At 57.4% G+C, this 20285-nt stretch carries 12 protein-coding genes and 2 tRNA genes; 3 read left to right on the forward strand and 11 right to left on the reverse strand.

Annotated elements, in window-relative coordinates; translation table 11 throughout:
* Window positions 1-105: 105 nt before the first annotated feature.
* Entirely contained in the window at window positions 106-909 is an 804-nt protein-coding gene (gene tcdA / locus ACSZO1_RS11985) for a tRNA cyclic N6-threonylcarbamoyladenosine(37) synthase TcdA (protein WP_437612806.1), read from the reverse strand.
* Between the two features lie 71 nt (window positions 910-980).
* Window positions 981-2126: a murein transglycosylase A gene (gene mltA / locus ACSZO1_RS11990; protein WP_437612808.1), complete on the reverse strand. Its 1146-nt coding sequence runs from the start codon at window positions 2124-2126 to the stop codon at window positions 981-983.
* A 206-nt stretch (window positions 2127-2332) separates the two neighbouring features.
* On the opposite strand from mltA, the gene ACSZO1_RS11995 reads away from it, so the two are divergent.
* A tRNA-Met gene (locus ACSZO1_RS11995) sits at window positions 2333-2409 on the forward strand.
* Between the two features lie 61 nt (window positions 2410-2470).
* A tRNA-Met gene (locus ACSZO1_RS12000) sits at window positions 2471-2547 on the forward strand.
* Between the two features lie 109 nt (window positions 2548-2656).
* Here ACSZO1_RS12000 and amiC read toward each other — a convergent pair.
* Window positions 2657-3904, reverse strand: coding sequence for an N-acetylmuramoyl-L-alanine amidase AmiC (gene amiC, locus ACSZO1_RS12005; protein WP_437612810.1), 1248 nt, complete (start codon window positions 3902-3904; stop codon window positions 2657-2659).
* A 214-nt stretch (window positions 3905-4118) separates the two neighbouring features.
* On the opposite strand from amiC, the gene argA reads away from it, so the two are divergent.
* Window positions 4119-5465: an amino-acid N-acetyltransferase gene (gene argA / locus ACSZO1_RS12010; protein WP_437612812.1), complete on the forward strand. Its 1347-nt coding sequence runs from the start codon at window positions 4119-4121 to the stop codon at window positions 5463-5465.
* An 848-nt stretch (window positions 5466-6313) separates the two neighbouring features.
* Here argA and recD read toward each other — a convergent pair.
* The 8 genes from recD to ACSZO1_RS12050 all read right to left on the reverse strand — a co-directional run bounded on the left by recD (window position 6314) and on the right by ACSZO1_RS12050 (window position 20134).
* Entirely contained in the window at window positions 6314-8155 is a 1842-nt protein-coding gene (gene recD, locus ACSZO1_RS12015; protein ID WP_437612814.1) for an exodeoxyribonuclease V subunit alpha, read from the reverse strand.
* Window positions 8149-11694 carry an exodeoxyribonuclease V subunit beta gene (gene recB / locus ACSZO1_RS12020; RefSeq protein WP_437612815.1) on the reverse strand — a complete coding sequence of 1182 codons (3546 nt, stop codon included), beginning with the start codon at window positions 11692-11694 and terminating at the stop codon, window positions 8149-8151. Before recB ends, recD begins: the two co-directional genes overlap by 7 nt.
* On the reverse strand, window positions 11687-14581 hold the full coding sequence (gene ptrA, locus ACSZO1_RS12025; RefSeq protein WP_437612817.1) for a pitrilysin: 2895 nt from the start codon (window positions 14579-14581) through the stop codon (window positions 11687-11689). The genes recB and ptrA overlap by 8 nt, the downstream gene beginning before the upstream one ends.
* A gap of 127 nt (window positions 14582-14708) precedes the next feature.
* Entirely contained in the window at window positions 14709-18080 is a 3372-nt protein-coding gene (gene recC / locus ACSZO1_RS12030) for an exodeoxyribonuclease V subunit gamma (RefSeq protein ID WP_437612819.1), read from the reverse strand.
* A 279-nt stretch (window positions 18081-18359) separates the two neighbouring features.
* Window positions 18360-18665: a prepilin-type N-terminal cleavage/methylation domain-containing protein gene (locus tag ACSZO1_RS12035; protein ID WP_437612821.1), complete on the reverse strand. Its 306-nt coding sequence runs from the start codon at window positions 18663-18665 to the stop codon at window positions 18360-18362.
* The gene (locus tag ACSZO1_RS12040) at window positions 18655-19125 is read right to left on the reverse strand and encodes a DUF2509 family protein (RefSeq protein WP_437612823.1); all 471 of its coding nucleotides are present in this window, start codon (window positions 19123-19125) and stop codon (window positions 18655-18657) included. The genes ACSZO1_RS12035 and ACSZO1_RS12040 overlap by 11 nt, the downstream gene beginning before the upstream one ends.
* Window positions 19122-19670, reverse strand: a complete 549-nt coding sequence (locus ACSZO1_RS12045) for a prepilin peptidase-dependent protein (RefSeq protein WP_437612844.1) — start codon at window positions 19668-19670, stop codon at window positions 19122-19124. The genes ACSZO1_RS12040 and ACSZO1_RS12045 overlap by 4 nt, the downstream gene beginning before the upstream one ends.
* Complete coding sequence (locus ACSZO1_RS12050) at window positions 19661-20134, reverse strand: prepilin peptidase-dependent protein (RefSeq protein ID WP_437612825.1); 474 nt, start codon at window positions 20132-20134, stop codon at window positions 19661-19663. The genes ACSZO1_RS12045 and ACSZO1_RS12050 overlap by 10 nt, the downstream gene beginning before the upstream one ends.
* Window positions 20135-20285 lie beyond the last annotated feature (151 nt).

Consider the following 20285-nt stretch of genomic DNA (forward strand, 5'->3'; position numbering starts at 1 on the left):
AAACGGGTTCTTATGCCTTAGTTGTAAGTGTCTACCATGTCCCCGAACAAGTGTTCACTGTGTCCCCGGACCGTACAATGTTATGGGGGAGGGGGCAGTCAGTGCTTATTTCTGACGTGCCGCCTTCGCCATCATCTTTTTCAGCGCATGAGAAACCGCGATAAAACCAAAAGTCGCCGTGACCATCGTCGCCGCACCAAAACCAGCCGCGCAATCCATTCGTTTCGGCCCTTCTGCTGTGCTGCGTGACGCACACACCGTACCATCAGGCTGCGGATAAACCAGCGCTTCAGTAGAGAAAACGCAGTCGATACCCAGTTTACCCTTACTGTTTTTCACCACGCCGAAATCCTGCTTCAGTCGTTCGCGCAGCTTCGCTGCCAGCGGGTCCTGAATAGTTTTCGCCAGATCGGCGACCTGAATCTGCGTGGGATCGATCTGCCCGCCTGCACCACCGGTCGTCACCAGCGGGATTTTATGACGGCGGCACCACGCCAGCAGCGCCGCTTTTGGCCGCACGCTATCAATCGCGTCAATAACATAGCTAAAATCGGCGCTAATCAGCTCAGCGATATTATCGGCAGTAATAAAATCATCAACGCAGGTGACCCGGCACTCCGGGTTAATCGCCAGAATACGTTCCGCCATCACCTCGGTTTTTGCCTTGCCGACATTATCGCGCAGCGCATGCACCTGACGGTTGGTGTTGGTGACACAGACATCATCCATATCAATCAGGGTGATCGCGCCGATACCGGTACGCGCCAGCGCTTCCGCCGCCCACGACCCCACACCACCAATGCCAATCACGCAAATATGCGCCTGAGCAAACAACTGCAGCGCATCCTGACTATAAAGACGCGCCGTGCCGCCAAAGCGTTGCAGCCAGGCGTCGGAAAGAGAAATCATTGATATATCCTGAATTAATAGCGATAACACGCGACTGCGGGCCAGAACTGACCCGCAGAAGGGAGGCCATTCTACTGGCTAACGCGGGTCAGCATTGCACCATTATTGCCGTTTTGGTTGCTGGTGAACAGCCCTGTGCCAGGCGCACTGCGCAGTACCCAGACGCGGCCATAGTGGTTAAAGAAGCCCGCAGTATGACCGGCATCCGGGCCAATACCCTGATAGATATCGAAGTGCTGGCCCTTAATTGCGCCGCCAACATCCAGCGCTACCATAATGCGCATCTCATATTTACCGGTAAATTTGCCGTTATTATCCAGTAACGGCACTTCGGCCAGCAGTGCAGTCCCCGGCGGGATCAGCGAGCGATCGGCAGCAACGGACGCTTTCGCCACCAGCGGCACCGCGCTGGCGCCACGCACCGGGGCAAAGGTTTCCGGTTTAAAGAACACGAATGACGGATTCGTTTCCAGCAATTCGCGCACTTCCCAGGCACTGTGCTCATCTGCCCATTTGCGGATCGCCTGCATCGACATATCTTCGCGCTTCACTTCGCCGCGATCGATCAGCGTTTTGCCGATACTGTGATAACCGTGGCCGTTCTTGCCACCGTAACCAAAGAACATCAGCGGGCGACCGTCACCGAAATCGACATAGCCACTGCCCTGCACATCCATCATAAAGTTGTCGATCAGGGAATTGCTGTAGCCAACGACATAACGCTCATCCAGCGCACCGCTATAGATTTCCGCACGGCTCGGCAGTTTACGGCCTTTACCGCGTGGCGGCATCCGGTACAGCGGATACTGGAATTCACCCTGGCGGGAGTAACGCGCCTCAATCACCGGGGTGTAGTAACCGGTAAACTGCACGTTGCCATAGTTGTCGGTGCCTTCCATCTGAAAAGCATCAAGACCAAACTGGCGCAGCTGGCGCGTATCGCCGCCTGCCAGCAGCCAGCTTTCAATCGCACCGTAGGTGCTGTTCTGATTGTTGTAGAGACCCGGCGATGCAGATCTGATCTGGCCGACCTGGTCAGAGAAATCCTTACCATTGACCGGACGCCCTTTGGCATTCGGCTGATTGACCAGCCCCAGCGGTTGTTCCAGTTTGCCATCAATATATTGTTGCCCGCGATCGGTCGGTTTTGAGGAACATCCGGCCAGCAGCGCCAGAAGCGTGCCGGTGATTGCGTACTTTGCCCAACATCCTTTCATTGTGTTCTTTAACCTCGCCACGCATTTCAGCGCAGCCTAACAAAGCCGTCATCAGATTGAAATGCGCCGGGAAAAAAAGTGCCGATATAATTGTGCAACAAAACAGCATCTGGTGGATAAAATCGCCAACCAGCTGCTTTTACCGTGATTTCCTGCAAAAAAGGGTTGCATCAAATTCAGCGGAGAGTATAGTGCGCATCCACGGACGCGGGATGGAGCAGCCTGGTAGCTCGTCGGGCTCATAACCCGAAGGTCGTCGGTTCAAATCCGGCTCCCGCAACCAATCTCTTATCGTAAGAGAAACAAGCAGTAAGCTGTCGTGACGGAAGCGACAGTCAGACGGACGCGGGGTGGAGCAGCCTGGTAGCTCGTCGGGCTCATAACCCGAAGGTCGTCGGTTCGAATCCGGCCCCCGCAACCAACACTTTAAAGCACCTGAAAGGGTGTTTTTTTGTTTCTGGCGTTCGCCAAACCTCATTCTTTCTCTTTTCCCCTCCCCCGTGATACGCAGGAAGGGAGTATGCTGCACGCTATTTTCTGGCGATTGCCGCGCCATTAGCGAAATATGCCTTAATTCCCGCCAGAATCGACTCAGCCACTTTTTGCTGGAAAGCACTGGTGCGCAGTTTACGCTCCTCTTCCAGATTACTGATAAACGCCGTTTCCACCAGAATCGACGGGATATCCGGCGCTTTCAGCACCGCAAAACCCGCCTGATCGACTGAACGTTTATGCAGATGATTGATTCTGCCCAGCCGTGTCAGCACTTCTTTGCCAAATTTCAGGCTGTCATTGATCGTCAGGCTCTGCACCATATCGAACATGGTATGGTCGAGATAGCGGTCACCACTGCGGCTGACACCCCCAATCAGATCCGATTCGTTCTGCGTTTGCGCCAGATAACGCGCCGCAGTGGACGTCGCGCCTTTGGTCGACAGCGCAAATACTGAAGAGCCACGCGCCGCACGGCTGGTAAAGGCATCGGCGTGGATAGAGATAAACAGATCGGCGCGCTGCTTGCGCGCTTTCGCCACCCGCACTTTCAGCGGAATAAACACATCTTCGTTGCGTGTCATATAGGCGCGCATATTCGGCTGTTTATCGATCATCGCCTTCAGACGTCGCGCAATACTCAGCACGATATCCTTCTCGCGCGTCTTATGTTTGCCAATCGCACCGGGATCTTCGCCGCCGTGCCCGGGGTCGAGCATAATCACAATCGGCCGGTCGCGACCGGCTTTGCCCGGCAACGGCGCTTCTGCCGGTTGCGAGCGTTCCAGGTCACCCTTGTTGTAATCTTCCAGCAATGCCAGTAGCGGATCATCCTCTTCCACCCGGGCGCTGGTCGGGTAGAGATCGACCACCAGACGGTTTTTGATCCCTGCGACCGGATCCAGCGTAAAGAGGCGTGGTGCGACCGGCTGTTTCAGCTCCAGTACCAGCCGAACCGTCTGCTGGTCAAACTGGCCGACACGGGCATTTTTAATATAGGGATCGTTATTCAGCACCAGCTCACCCACCCCTTTCAGCACATGGTTGAGGTGGATATTTTCAATATCGATCACCAGCCGATCCGGGTTACTCAGGGTGAACTGCTTATATTTCAGCGGGGTATTGGATTCGAGCGTGACACGCGAATAGGTTGAAGAGGGCCAGATACGCACGGCGACCACATGGCTGCTGGCAGCCATACCTGTCCGGCTGAAACTGAGTAGCCAAACCGCACCGGCGCTTTGTAACAATCGGCGACGACTGAGGAATGAATTTGATTCGGACATGCCGCTCCAGTTAACTGTGGTGTGTCTAAAAAACAGCCAAAAAAAGAAAATAGGGCAAAACTTTAACCAATCCATGGCGGGCTGTCATCCGAAAAAAGCGAATAAATGCAGAGTATTAGACGGTATAAAGTGGCGTAGCTGGTGATAACTAAGGAAAATTGCCTCTTGCATCGCGCGCCAGAAAAGAATAAAAATACAAAAATTTCGAATAAACATGCAAAGAGGGTTTGCCGTGAAGGAACGTAGTACCGAACTGGTTCAGGGTTTTCGCCATACCGTTCCCTATATCAACGCGCACCGGGGCAAAACATTTGTCATCATGCTGGGCGGCGAAGCCATCGAGCATGAAAACTTCTCCAGCATCGTCAATGATATCGGCCTGCTGCACAGCCTGGGCATCCGCCTGGTGGTGGTGTATGGCGCACGCCCGCAGATTGACGCCAGCCTGGCCGAACACCAGCTCGAGCCTGTTTATCACAAACATACCCGCGTCACCGACGCCCAGTCACTGGAGCTGGTGAAGCAGGCGGCGGGCCGTCTGCAGCTGGATATCACCGCTCGTCTGTCGATGAGCCTGAACAACACGCCACTGCAGGGCGCGCATATTAATGTGGTCAGCGGCAACTTTATTATTTCCCAGCCGCTGGGCGTCGATGATGGCGTCGACTACTGCCACAGCGGCCGTATCCGCCGTATTGACGAAGAGGCAATTCACCGCCAGCTCGACAGTGGCGCGATTGTGCTGCTGGGACCGGTGGCAGTTTCTGTGACCGGCGAAAGTTTTAACCTCACGTCAGAAGAAGTGGCGACCCAGCTGGCAATTAAATTAAAAGCGGAAAAAATGATTGGTTTCTGCTCCGAACAGGGCGTGACCAATGATGAAGGCAACATTGTTTCCGAGCTGTTCCCTAACGATGCCCAGGCGCGAATTGATGTGCTGGAAAAAACAGGTGACTACCACTCTGGCACGGTGCGTTTCCTGCGTGGTGCGGTCAACGCCTGTCGCAGTGGGGTACGTCGCAGCCACTTAATCAGCTATCAGGAAGATGGCGCGTTACTGCAGGAGCTGTTCTCACGGGACGGTATCGGTACGCAGATCGTCATGGAATCCGCCGAGCAGATCCGCCGTGCAACCATTAACGATATCGGCGGCATTCTGGAGCTGATTCGTCCGCTGGAGCAGCAGGGGATTCTGGTGCGCCGTTCACGCGAACAGCTGGAAATGGAGATTGATAAATTCACCATTATCGAGCGTGACAACCTCACTATCGCCTGTGCCGCACTGTACCCGTTCCCGGAAGAGCAGATTGGTGAAATGGCCTGTGTGGCGGTGCACCCGGATTACCGTAGCTCGTCGCGCGGCGAAGCGCTGCTGCAACGCGTGGCGCTACAGGCGCGTCAGATGGGGCTGAAAAAACTGTTCGTCCTCACCACGCGCAGCATTCACTGGTTCCAGGAACGCGGCTTCACACCAGTCGATGTGGAACTGCTGCCTGAGAGAAAGAAAGAGATGTATAACTATCAGCGGAAATCGAAGGTGCTGATGGCGGACCTGACTTAGGCATTTGGGCATGCCGGGGCCCTTAAAGCTTAGGGGCTTGAAGCCAGGCTAAGGGCTACTGCCGGGTCAAGGTCTACGGCCAGATCAAGGGCTACTGCCAGGTCAAGGGCTACTGCCAGGTCAAGGGCTACTGCCAGGTCAAGGGCGTTTCGTTCGTCCTTCGGCCGACCGACCCAGGGGCGGCAAGCGCCCCGCCCCTGGGAACCCGTGCTTGTGCCGGCTCCATCGCCCGCTTCGCGGGTTCCCTCAGCCATTTTAGCCTCCCGACGGACCGGTGTGGACGCGCTCCCTGCGCGGCCACGCCTCTCGCGGCGTCCATGCCGCTCGCCCTGGGACGCTTAAATGTCTTCGGCGATTGCGACGCCACCTCCGGTCGTTCCAGTTATTTTTTGTTTCTGGCTTAAATACCTTCTTTCCCTGCTTTTACTGTCATTTCGCCCTTTACATTAATTAGTTATGGCTTTGGGCTTTGGGCTTTGGGCTTTGGGCTTTGGGCTTTGGGCTTTGGGAGGGATTTTATTTTTTGTCCTGGATTTTGACCTGGGGTTTGACGTTCGGAGGCGTCGCAAGCGCTGAGGAAGCAGCAAGGATTAGGGATGAGCCGCATGGACGCGGCGAAAGGGTTGGCCGCGCAGGGAGCGCGTCCAACCCGGTCCGTAATCGTTGCTGCTGACGAAGGCACCCGCGAAGCGGGCGCTGGAGCCGCCGGAAGCGCGGATTGTTAAGGGCCGCGCTTTCGGCCCTTAACTCGCTCGCCGCGTGGGCGAGCGAAACGCCCTTGACCTGGCCCTTAAGCCCTCAAGCACTAAAGCCCTTAAGCACTAAAACCCTTAAAAAAGCGTCCAGGGCTACGCACCAGCCCACTCCCCCAACCGCTCCCGCAATCCACTCCGTCGCAACGTCCGCACCCGCACCGCCTGCCGCCACACCGCCTCATCGGTATACAAACTCAACCGCTCACGCGCACGCGTAATCGCGGTATACACCAGTTCCCGCGTCAGCACCGGCAGAAAATGGTTTGGCAGCACCAGCGCAGTATGCTCAAACTCCGAACCCTGCGATTTATGCACCGTCATTGCATAGGCCGTATCATGCGGTGGCAAACGGCTCGGCTGCACCGCTTTAATGGTGCCATCCGGCAGCGGGAAGAACACCTTCAGCCCCTCCCCACTCTCCAGCGCAATACCGATATCACCATTAAATAACCCCAGCGTACGGTCATTACGCGCAATCATCACCGGACGCCCGGCATACCATTTGCCGCTGGCGACGGGCGGACGCTGAATTAAACCACGCTGATGCAGCGCCTGCTCAATACGCTCATTCAGGCCATCAACGCCAAACGCTCCTTCGCGCAGCGCGCACAACAGCTGATACCGGGCGAACGCCGCCATCACCTGCTGAGGTTCCGCCTGCTGACGTACCAGCTGCAGATAAGGCTGATAACCGGCAACACAGTCCTGCAGCAGCTGCTGATACTCCGCCGCGCTGGATAACGGATAGCGCGCGATATCGGCAAACCCTGCGTTAAATACTGCGTTAGCACGCGCCACATCACCGTCGTTCACTGCCAGCGCCAGCTGGCCGATACCCGACTGCGCATCAAAACGGTAGCTTTTACGCAGCAGACAGATACTGTCACGCACTGCCGACGCCTGCCCGTCATCATTTCCCGCCAGCTGACAGCCCGTGAGTTGTGACAACTGCTGCGCCCGCGCAGGACTGTAGCCCGCTTCTGCCAGTCGACAGATATCGCCCAGCACCGCACCCGCTTCAACCGACGCCAGCTGATCGCGGTCGCCAAGAAAAATCACCCGCGCCTGTTTTGGCAGCGCGGCGATCAAATGCGCCATCATCGGCAGATCGACCATCGAGGCTTCATCCACCACCAGCACATCCAGATGCAGCGGGTTAGCTGCGTGATAACGCATACGCTGGCTGTCAGGCTGCGCGCCCAGCAGACGATGCAGCGTGGTGGCTTCCGCCGGGAATTTCTGCTGCTCTTCCGCACTCAGTTGCAAACTCTGCAACGCCTTGCCAAGCGATTCGGTGAGACGCGCCGCCGCTTTCCCGGTCGGCGCCGCCAGCTGAATACGTAACGGCCCCGGCGTCAGACGAATTAACGCTGCCAGCAATTTCGCCACCGTGGTGGTTTTCCCGGTGCCGGGCCCGCCCGAGATAACAGCAATCTTACGCGTGATCGCCACCGCCGCCGCAATCTTCTGCCAGTCCTCGGGCTGCTGACCAAACAGCTGATCCAGCACCGGCCTCAGCGCTGCACTGTCCGCCAGTTCGCCCGCCGCGGGCGCAGCAATAAACGCGGCCACCTGACCTTCCGCCTGCCACATGCGGTTGAGATACAGGCGCTGCTGCTGCAACACTAACGGTGTCGCCAGCGAGCCATCACTGACCGCCTCACAACCCGTCAGCAGGTTGTGCCACGCTTCCGGTGCCCCCGCCGCCTGCCAGATAGCCGCCGCCAGTTCAGGATGACGCCCGGCAAACAGCGCCGCAGGTGTCATCTGTGCCAGCGGCAGACAAACATGCCCCTCGCCAGCTTCCGCGCTGATCCACGCCGCCGCCAGCATCAGTGCCGGTTGCGACTCATCGGCCAGCATAAGGGCAAACTGCACATCCAGCGCGCGCAGCAGCCGTTTCTCCACCGCCTGACGTAATAGGGGTTCTAACATGCCGCCTCCTGCGTCTCACCGGCAAACAACCGATCCAGCGCGTCAATAAACGCTGCATCGGGCCGGGTGCGGAACACGCCGTTGTCACTGGCGCTGCCATCCACGCCGCGCAGGAACAGATACAACACGCCGCCAAAATGGCGCTGATAGTCATAATCCGCCAGCCGGTGGCGCAGGTAACGATGCAGCGCCAGGCTATACAGCTGATACTGCAAATCGTAGCGATGGGCAATCATCGCCTGCTCCATCGCCTGCGGCGTATAGGCTGCGCTCTCTTCACCCAGCCAGTTAGACTTGTAGTCCAGCAGGTAATATTTCCCCTGCCAGCAGAACACCAGGTCAATAAAGCCTTTCAGCATGCCGCGTACCTGATGAAAATCTACGGCTGGCGCACGCACGGAGAGCGGGTCGTACTGCTGCATCAGTTGCGCCAGCGCCGGGGCACTGAGCGGAGCATGAATCGGCAGATAAAACTGCAGTTCCGCCTGCTTCTGCTGTGGCGACAGCTGACTGAGCGTGACGCCACTGTCATCCAGCGGCGTGGTCAGCACGCGCGTCACCCACTGTTCGAGCACCGGCAGCCAGTGCTCGTCATAACCCTGCTGCTGTAACTGCTGCAGCAGCGATTCGGCGGATACCGGCTGGGTAAAATCGATGGTTTCAAACAAACTGTGCAGGAAGGTGCCCGGCGACGCGCCACGCGGAAAGCTATGCGGAGTAAGTACAGGCTCACTCACCTGCCCGGACTCTCCCGCTGCATCGACATCAAAACGCGGCGTTAAATCGAGTACCGCTGTCGTACCATGCTGCTGTAAACCGGTGTAACTGGTCACCCGCCACTCGTCACGCAGCACTCGCGTGATGTTACGGCTGCTGAGCTGCGGCGCAGTGGCAGCATCAGGCTGCCACGGTGTGGTATTCGGCGTGGTTGCGCTCTTCAACGCCGTGGTTTCACCATCACACTGCTGCAGCAAAGTCAGTAACTGCTCACTGTCAGCCTCTTCACCACGCTGCAATAAATAGCCAATGGCACTTTTATGCAGATCGCTGCTGCCCTCTTTTTTCCGGTTACCTTTAATCAGCGGCGCGATGCCGATACTGCAATGCCAGATGGAGCGCGTCAGCGCCACATACAGCAGGCGCAAATCCTCCGCCAGACGCTCCTGCTCCGCCAGCTGCTGGCTCTCGTCATCGCCCTGCAAATCCAGTAATGCCTGGAAAGTTTCCCGGTCATGGTAAATCCCCTGCGCCGCTTCGCGGAAATTCGCGACAAAGGGCAGCCAGACCAGCGAATACTCCAGCCCTTTCGATTTATGAATGGTGACAATCTGCACCAGATGACGGTCGCTTTCGAGGCGCAGCTGCTGGTTCGCTGCCTGGGTATTCGGCTGGGCGATCTGCTGTGCCAGCCAGCGCACCAGCGCATGCTCACTGTCCAGCTGAGATGAGGCTTCCTGCAATAACTCGCCCAGATGCAGCAGATCGGTCAGACGCCGCTCACCACTTTCGGACAGCAGTAAATTTTCCGCAATCTGCCGTTCTGCCATCAGCTCGCGCAGCATCGGTAACACACCGCGTTTCAGCCACAACTGGCGGTATTCGGCAAACTCATCCACCAGCTGGTTCCAGGCGTGCTCATCCTGGTTCAGGCTGTCCAGCGTCAGCGCATCCAGTCCCATAATGCTGGTCGCCAGCGCATTGCGCAGCGCGCGTTCCTGCTCCGGCGCCAGCACTGCCTGCAATAACCACAGCACTTCCCGTGCTTCCGGGGTGGTAAAAACGCTGTCGCGGCTGGAGAGGTATACCGAAGGAATATTCAGCCCGTTCAGTGCTTCACGCATCACCGCCGCTTCACCATAGCTGCGCACCAGGATGGTAATATCCGATGCCTGCACCGGGCGCATTTTGCCTTCGGAACCAATCAGCGCCTTGCCCTGCTGGCCAGCCGCCAGCCAGTGGCGGATCTCAGCGGCGCACTGACGCGCCATATATTGCTGGTAATCAGTGACACCCACACCGCTGCCCGGCTGCAGCCAGAAGCGCAGCGCTGGCTGCGTCTGACCATCAAGGGTAAAACGCAGCGTGGCTTTTGGCAGCGCGGACTGCACCGGAATAAAGGGAATTTCACGAAACAGAAACGGATTATCCAGCCGGGAAAACAGCTGGTTTACGCTGCTGATCATCGCCGGAGACGAACGCCAGTTGGTATCCAGCGTATAGTGCGCGCTCACTTCAGCACGCGCTTTCATATAGGTAAAAATATCTGCACCACGGAAGGCGTAGATCGCCTGTTTCGGGTCGCCAATCAGCAGCAATGCGCTGTCCGGCTGGCCGACATACAGGGTATGGAAAATACGATACTGCTGCGGATCGGTATCCTGAAATTCATCGATCAGCGCCACCGGATAACGTGCGCGAATGGTGCTGGCCAGCAACGGGCCGCCGGGTTGCTGTAGCGCCTCATCGAAACGACTCAGCAAATCGTCAAATCCCAGCTGCGCACGCAGTCGCTTCTCTTTACGCGTGGCAAAACGGATCTCCTGCAGGGCACGGGCGATCACCAGGTCGCGCAGTGACAGCGGCTCAGCCAGAAACTGCTCCACCGCGCTAAACAGCGTATGGCGTGGCGCTTCGCCCTTCTTCGTTTTCTCCTCCAGCACGCTTTGCGTGAAGCGCGCCAGATCTTTCGGCACCGTGTAATCCTGCGTTTCTTCCTGTGCCCACTGGCCGATTTTTTCCAGCCAGTTCGGCAGATGCTTACTGCTGTAACTGCGTTTATCAACGCCGGAATCACTGATCAATGCCAGCAGATCCGCCGCCGCCGCGCACCATTGTGCTTTCAGTGCATCGATACGCGCGATCAGCTTGTCATGGCGTTCAGCAAGGGTTTCTTCTGCCGCAGGCGGGTATTTCAGCGCCGGAGACTCCCCCTGCAGCCAGGGCGATAGTGTACTGAGCAGCGCCTCCGGGCCGCTCCACTCGGCGGCAATCACCCGCGCCACCGACAACGGCAGCGGGTAACAGTGACGGCGCCAGAAGTCAGCGGTTGCCTGATGCCGCAGCGCCTGCTCATCTTCAATCAGCTGCTGTTCAAACAGCATGCCGGACTCAAACGCGTTGAGATTCAGCATACGCTGGCAAAAGCCGTGGATGGTGAAGATCGCCGCTTCATCCATCTGCCGCTCCGCCGCCAGCAGCATCGTCGCCGCCTGCGACAGATCGCCAATTTGCGGCAACAGCGGCTGCAGCATCGGATCGTCCGTTACGCCGCGCACACAGGCGAGGCGCAGCTGATGAATATTGTGACGGATACGCCCGCGCAGTTCAGCAGTGGCGGCCTCGGTAAAGGTCACCACCAGAATCTCCTCCACCGACAGCGGACGCGGATACGCCGCCTGCCCGCCCAGCCCTAACAACAGGCGCAGATAGAGCACGCCGATGGTAAAGGTTTTGCCGGTTCCCGCAGAGGCTTCGATCAGCCGTTCCCCCGCCAGCGGCAGGGTTAACGGATCGAGTCGCTGCGGAATCAGGTCACTCATGTTGCTCACTCTTTACCGGTAAGGATTGCTGCAAACTGGAAACATCACGCCAGGTTTTATACCCCTTGCTGCGGGCATAGTCTGGTTTAGCATGCTGGCTGCCGGAAATCTGCGACAGCAGCGCCAGTCCCTGCGGTTTGATAACGGCATGATGGAAGAAGTCCGCCACGCTTTGTGGCGTCAGCCGCTGGATCTGTTCGATCACTTTTTCACGCGTATCGAAACGGTAGTTTTCACGGTCGAAATCTTTACCGAAACGGCTGGCTTCTTCATCCAGCGTTTGCGGGCGCTGTTTCAGCTCGTTAATCAGCGCCGCCTGGTATTGCGCAAACTCCTCTTTGCTCATCGCCCGCAGACGTTTCTCCACTGTCGGGTAGAAGGCCTGATAACGCTGCAACAGGTAAGCCGGTTGTTTGCTGTTGCTCTGCAGCAGGAAGCCGATCCCCCACTGACGTCCGACCGGCATCTGGAATGCGAATACGGCATAGCCCAGTTGCTCCTCGGTGCGCAGCTGGTTGTAGAACCATGGCTGGATAATCTGGCTCAGCAACGCACTGTTGGCGATCCCCTGATGCTCTGCATATCCCGTCGGAATATATACCGCTGCCAGTGCCGAATCGGTGCTGCTGCCGGTTTTCTCGATATTGGCCAGCGTCTGTTTTTCAACCGCAACATATTCACCGTGCCACCAGCTGTCGCCACTGCATTGCAGCTGATTGCGCACATCGCGCGCCAGTGTACTGACGGCTTCCGGTGTCATGTTGCCCACCACCAGCATCTCCGGCGTGGCTTTCTCCAGCAACAGCTGACGGTAGTCGATCAGTTCTTTCACCGTGATCGATTTCAGCAAGGCACGCCGTTCACTGCGTTCGCTGTACGGCAGCTTCGACAGCATCTGCACCGGCTGAATCGCCTGCTCAAACGCCTTGCCTTTTTCCGCCGCGTCCAGTCGCTCGGCATACCAGGATTTCGCCTGTTCCAGCCGGGCTTCGTCCGGCGTATAGCTGGCGTACCCCTGCAACAGCGACGTCAGCAATTTTGGCAGGCGCTGGGTAAAGCCGCTGGCGCTGAATACCACGCCATCATTCTCGCTGGTAGAGAAGCTGATACCGCCCACCGAGGCCTGTGAACTCAGTTCGTCCAGCGCCAACCCTGCCAGGTAATCATTGAGCGCAAACAGTACCTGATTACGCGCACTGTCCATCGCCGCTTTATTACGCAGCGCCAGCGTAATATTGGCTTTCGGCTCGTCAGTGTAATAGTGGCTTGGCATATAGAACACACGCAGGCCGGGTTCATTCACCAGCTGCTGCGGATGCGTCACTGGCTTATCACTGGCCGGGATCAGACTGAAATCGTCAGGAATATAGGGGCTGAGCGTCGGCAGTGACAGCGTGATCGACTCGCCCAGCTTTTGCCAGTCTGCAAAACGCTGCGCGCTGATTTTATCCACCTGATAAGGTGCCTCAACAAAGTAGGCGGTCTTGTTGTGTGGCTCATCCGGGCTGATAGTCCAGATACGCGCATTTTCTGGCGTCATGGCCGCCAGGCGCTGTTCGATCGCCTGCGCATCGTACTGATCGGCCAGGTATGGTGCATCCAGCGTATGCTCAACCGGCACCCGCAGCATGGTGTCGACCAGCCACTCGATATAGTCCATATCGCGGGTAATCGACGGATAACGGAAATCGAGATCCAGCACATGTGAGACTTCATCAAAGTAGCGCTTATCGATGCCCTCTTTGCGCAGCAGACTGATATAGCTGAAGACCGCTGCGATTACCTGGTCACGCTGTGCCAGCCCTTTATCCGTCAGAGAAACTGCGATGGCAAACAGTCCGCCATTACGATCAATCATCGGGTCAGCGCCGGCATTGATCGAGTCCGCCAGGCCATTTTTCTGCAACCAGTCCGACAGCGTATTTTTGCTGCGGTTGCCAATCAGATAACCGACCAGCGTGTCTGTTTTACTGCGGAACTTATCGCTGTTGTTGTCGATACGAAACTCAATTTTCAGCTGCTTGCGCGGCTGTGCTGGCACATAGTGAATAATGATGCCTTTCTGCTGGTCGGTGACCGCCGGAACGCTAATCTGCGGCACAGAGGCATCACGATTTGGCACACGGCCAAAGGTTTTCACCGCAATCTGCGCCAACTCCGGCAACGGTTTATTGCTGTAAATCACCGCTTTCATCAGGTTAGCGGAGTAGTAGCGCTGGTAAAACGCGGTCAGCGCGTCATGCAGTTTGCTGTCTGGTTTGTCGCGCAGGGTTTCCAGATTACCGCCGGAGAAACGCGCGCTGGGGTGCTGCGGGTTAAGGGTTTCCGCACCAACCTGCGCCATACGCAGTCCATCACGTGAACGCGCCATGGTCAGTTCAGCATTGACCGCGTTACGCTCGCGATCGGCATTGACCGTGCCCAGCAACGGCTCGGCAATCGCATCCGCCAGACGATCGGTGGCCGGTTCCAGCGCATCATTTTCCACTTCCAGATAAAATGCGGTGCGGTACGACGCGGTACTGGCGTTGTGGCTGCCGCCATGCTTTTTCAGGAATTCGGCAAGGTTGTCCGCCTGCGGATAGCGCTTCGATCCCATCAGCACCATATGTTCGAGGTAATGCGCCAGCCCCAGCTGATTGTCAGGGTCGTCGAGCGAACCAATCGGCAGCGCCAGCGAAGCCAGCGATTTCGGCGCCAGTTGATCGGAGACCAGCAACACTGTCATACCGTTATCCAGTTTGATTGCCTGGTACTGACGTGGATCCTTTTCACTTTTGCGTATGGTCTCGGCTACTGGCTGCCAGCCTTCCGCCGCGTGTGCATACTGATTCCATAATAAAAAGCAAAACAATAAGTTAGCAATCCAGACAACCGACTTTCGCATTCCAACCCCTTAATAATAATGCCAGGCAAAACAGGCAACAGCGCGCAGATTCCTTAGCACACCGTGCTATTGCTACCACCATAAACTACCATCGTTACAAAGTAACAGCCAATGTCAGTGATAAGCGTTATCCGCCGCGATTAAAGCGCAGCAGCGGTAACAGCCACTGTTCCGCCTGCTGGCATATAGTCCGGATACACTCTTCATCAGGAGTACGGAACAGCCGTTGCAGCCAGGGATCGCTGCCCTCACCATCCGTCTGATAATCGCCCTGCCACGCCTGCAGCAGCTTCACCCGCGCTTTCGCCTGCGTGGCATCATCCAGCAGCAGGCTGTCGCTGCTGGCGTCGTAACAGGCATTCAGCCAGGCGCCGCCGCTTTTCGCCAGCAGCAACAGGGGCGCGGACATGCCCGCGCGATAACCGTCGACATAACGCGCCAGCCATTGCGCGGCGTCTTCTGCACTTATGGCATCAAACGCCCACTGGCTCTCTTTGCGTCCCAGCATGCGGCTGCGACCAGTGCCGCCACTCATGCAGTACACCAGATGCTCCAGCCACAATGCCATGCCATCGGTAAAATTGAGGATGCCTGGCCGCCAGCGCAGTAAGCCATCATCCTGCACCTGCGCCAGCCAGCCGGTTAGCTGGACGTCGTCGATTTGCAGATTGATTTCACGACTGTCACTGTCGCGGCGCTGTTCAGTCACCAGTTGCGCCAGGGTCACCATTTCGTCGTTCTGCGCCTGCCAGAACAGCTCGCCAAACGCGCCATACGGCAGATTGCCGGCGGCGCGATGATAAGCAAACAGCTGCTGGCTGTCCTGGCCGTCAATCAGCGCATTAAGCAGTTGCGCGTTAATCTGGTAACGCCCAAGGCTGTCCAGCTCGAAGGGTTCGGCGTCCGGCAATTCGGTCTCTTCCAGACTGAAACTGACACCAAGACGCTGGGTAAAGAAGGTTCTGACCGGGTGATGCCAGAAGCGGACCAGTTGTTCGAAATTGAGATCTGTCAGCGGTAACGCAGGCAGCGGTTGCATAAACGGCGGATGCGCTACGCCCAGCCCACTGGCGGCAGGCAGCCACTCGGCGGCAAAACTGCGGAACTCTGCGTCAGGGATAAAGTTTTCCGCGGCAAATGGCATGCGGCTGTGCAGATGCTGGATATGCGCCAGCACCTTTTGCGAACTGGTGTCGATATCCAGCGCCGCATCATCCGGCAGGCGGAAACTTTGTGCGATATAGTCGAGCAGTTCGCTGACCAGCACCGACGGATGACGTTCGCTGTTATCCTGAATTGAGCGACCGATATAACTGATATAGAGCCTTTCCTGCGCCGACAACAGCGCTTCAAGGAACAGGTAGCGGTCATCATCACGGCGGCTGCGGTCGCCTTTGCGCATCTGCTGGCTCATCAGATCAAAGCCCAGCGCCGGCAGGGTGCGCGGATAAACGCCATCATTCATACCCAGCAGGCAGACCACCTTAAACGGAATCGAACGCATCGGCATCAGGGTGCAGAAATTCACCGGGCCGGCGAGGAAACGCTGGCTGATACGTTGCTGATCAAGACGTGACGCCAGCTCATCACGCAACAGCGTCAGCGGCACCGCCTGCGGGTAGCGTGCCTGAATGCCATACGCCATCACCTGCTGCCACTGCTCTTCAATCAGCGCCAGCGCTGCTTCTGTGGTGGCATCCGCGACAAAGAAATCCGTCAGCAACTGGCGGCACAGCGGCAGCCATTCCTCCAGCGAGCGTGCCTGAGATAACTGCTGCCGCCACTGATTCAGCTGCATCAGCAGCTCCGCCAGATTCCCTGCCAGCTCGGCAATCAGACCGCTCGATTCGTCATACGGCAAAATCCCCTGCCAGTCACCAGTGTGACTTTCCATCGCATAGCCGAGCAGCATACGGGTGATGCCAAAACGCCAGGTATGCTGCCCTGTAGCGGGTAGCGCCAGTTCACGCACATTATCGTCGTCCAGCCCCCAGCGGATACCGGATTCAGCCACCCACTGACGCAGGCGACGCATGGCGGATTCATCAATATTAAAGCGTGCCGCCAGCGCGGGCACTTCCAGCAATGCCAGCACTTCTTCACTGGCAAAACGGCTGTCTGGCAGACTCAGCAGACTGATAAACGCCTGCAACGCCGGGTGCGCCTGGCTGGCGCGGCGATCCGAAATGGCAAACGGCAGAAAACGCTCAGGAGGCGCATTGCCAAATACCGCCTGAATAAAGGGTGTGTAAGCATCAATATCAGCGACCATCACGATAATATCGCGCGGCGACAGCGCAGGATCGTCCGCCATCATGGCCAGCAGGCGGTCATGCAACACTTCAACTTCGCGCTGCGGGCTGTGGCAGATATGCAGCGACAACGATCGGTCGTCTGGCCGCAGAACACGCTTACTGGTGCTGTTCGCCAGCTCATCCGCATTAACGCCAATCACTGCGTGATCTTCCAGCTCCAGCATATCGCGCTGTACCTGATGCAGCAGTGAGTCCGGGGTAATATCCACAAACGCATCCACTTCCTGTGCTTCCATGCCGGACAGCAAAAACAGGTTGTCACGGCCCAGTTTTCCCCAGGACGCGAGCAGCGGATTACTCAGTTGCTGCTCGCCAGCATCATTAAACAGCGTGGCGGCGCGGGCGCTGTCGCGGAACAGTTCGCTGTCACGCGCCTCGCGATAATGACGGCGGCGGCGGCTCTGCAGCTTCGCCAGAAACGCGTAATCCTGGATATCGCCCCAGTAATGGCGGCAGGGGTTGGTGAACAGCAGATGAATATCAATATGTTTACCCAGCGCCTGCAGCGCCTGCAGATAAACCGGCGGCAGCGCGGAAATACCACAAATAAATACCCGGTCCGGCAGTCCCGCCGGGCGTTCAGTGGCATTTTCCAGCGTACTGATAAAGCGGGCATACAGGTTGGCACGGTGCCATTCAGGCTGTTCCAGCTGATGGGTATACGCCACCAGCGCCGCCCACAGCGGTGCCTGCCACTGCTGGGCATCACCGAGCCCTTCAATCAGTTCGCCCTTTTCCCAGCGGTTCAGCCAGTCCGGTCGATACACCAGATACTGGTCAAACAGGTCAGCGACACGCGCCGCCAGCTGGAACAGTTTGCGCTTGTCATCGTCATCGGTGAGATAGTGGCTCAGCACGGTAAATTCCGGGCGCGTGAGCATCTGCGGCAGCAGAGTCATCAGTTTCCAGCTCATGCTGGCTTTGTTGAAGGCGCTCTCTTCAGGAATGCCCGGCAGCACACGCACAAACATCTGCCAGATAAAACTGGCGGGCAGCGGGAACTCAATATTGGCAGCAATACCGAAATGATCGGCCAGCGACATCTGCAACCATTGCGCCATCCCCGGGCTCTGCACCAGCACCACTTCCTGCTGAAAAGGATCGCGCAGCGGCTGACTGTCAATCAGATGCGCCGCCAGCGTCTTCAGTAAATCAAGCTGGTTGGAGTGGTAAACCCTAAACATTACTGCTCCTGTTTTATCCGGCCAATGCACTGCCGTTACTGCCGACACTGTAACTTTTATCTTTCGTGATGCAAATGTGTGGTGGGGGATTTCACACATTCGCGACACGCTACGCAGAACGGTTGATAAGCTTTTCTATCGCCTGACAGGTCCAACAGCCATACGTCTGTTTTTTATACCGCTCAGCCCTGGACGCAGCGGTTCAGTTCGCTGGCCGTTAGGCTGAAAAAAACCGGCCCTGTGTCCATTTTTTCGATCAGCAGCTTATCAGATGGTCTTTCACGGCTCACAGCGCAACGTCGTTAACCGCGCTTCGCGCCCCAGCGTTCCACGCACCTGCGCGGTCAGCAGCTGGCACCCTCCCGGACCAGACTGCGTCTGTAGCTGCGTCTGCCAGCCACTGATCTCCTGCCCTTCAATCCGTTGTGCAGCGTAGCGCCACGCCTGGCGCTGCTGCCACTGCTGGGCAAAGCCCAGTGTCAGCGCCCGCTGATACTGCAGCAACGCCATTAAACTCAGGCTGAACAGCAACAGTGCAAACAGCACTTCTGGCAAACTGAAGCCTTGCTGGTGTCTAGGCGTCATCGGGCAGACAATCCGCGTCATGGGTTAACGGACAGAAATCAATCCAGCCATGCGCCAGCGGGCGTAGACGCTGCCCGTCCGGTTCCACCCACTGCCAGAGTGCCAGCGGCTGTGCCAGGTGCTCGCCGCGCAGTAAAATACGCAGCGGATCATTACGCTGCAGGCAAACACGCCACTGCTGCTGTGTTTCCGTCTGGCACTGCCAGCCGCTGCTGTCAGGCCAGCTTAGCTGACTTCCCCATTCCAGCGCGGCCTGGGCCGCATAGTAATCAATAATATGCTGCCGCTCCTGCGCGACCATCGTCAGCGCGGCATCCAGCTGCTGACGGGTAGCATGCAGAAGCGCACCACCCAGTAGTAAGATCAACACCACCATACCCAACGCCCCGCTTCCCTGTTGCTGGCGTAATGTCAGCCTTCTCAACGCCTCTGTTCTGCTATTTCCCTGGTGCTGGCTCATAAATTCATTCCATTAACCCACTGTTCCAGCGTCACTACCCGTGCCGGAGACGACTGGGCATAACCGCTTAGTCTGAGTTTTATCGTGCGATCATGGCGTTCAATCTGAAAGCCCGTCACGGTAATCACCGCGGGGTCGGACAGTCGTTCCCAGCCTGTGCCGTCGCAGCGGGTCACTCCGCGCTGCATCTCCAGGCTGTCATTACGCAACCGGTAGCCATAAAATTCACTCTCCGCATGGTTGCTGTCCTCCCAGCGGCCATTGCTGTTTTCATCCCATTTCACCAGCATGCACTGGCCCTTATCCGCAATCTGCCATCCTCCTGCGCCGCAGTCGCCATTGCAGTAGCCCGCGCGACGCACCGCTTTTTCCAGCGTCATCATCATCTGTTGCAGCTCCTCTTCCAGACGTGACTGCGCCAGCAGTTGCAAATTCTGCTGCTGCAGTTGCGGCAGCAGGCGCATCGCCCCCAGCATCAGTACCCCGCTGACCGCCATCGCGATCAGCATTTCAATCAGGCTGAACCCGGCACTTTTCACTGGCAGTCACCCTGCTCTTCCGCCTTACACAGACGAATGCGCGCCCGCGCCGACACAATAATGCGCCACTGACCGGCAGCATTGGCGAACTCGATATTGCCTGCCCGTGCAACATTGCGTTTGCCGTAGAAGCCCAGCCCCTGAGTCAGATTGACAATGCTGACATCAGCATGTGGCGCAATCAGTTGATCGCGCTGACCCGCAACACAGTTCCCCACCGGCATCTCACCACTGCCGAGACACCAGTGCTCGCCTGGCTTCAGCCACAACACCTGCTCGGTGTTATGCCAGTTGGCCTGTGCGCGCAGTTGCAGCAGGAAGTGCTGGATCTGCTGAGCGGTTTCCGCCAGCCGCTGCTGCTGTTGCCAGCGAGACCAGCCCGTCAGCGCACTGACACCCAGTACGCCGACAATCAGTAACACAAGCAGCAATTCCGGCAGGGTGTAGCCCTGCGAATCATCGGTTTTCATGGCATGCAGTGTGACGCAGCGAGAACCATCAGGCGACGGGCAAAGCATCAAATTCCGGCACAGTACGCAGGAAAGTATCTCTCTTTACCGTTGTGCAGACAGACTTGCGTGGCAGCGCGCAAAACCCGTAAATGCACAGATAAAAGCGGGG

Origin of the sequence: Erwinia sp. V71 (genome assembly GCF_965644245.1) — a bacterium.
GTDB lineage: Bacteria > Pseudomonadota > Gammaproteobacteria > Enterobacterales > Enterobacteriaceae > Erwinia.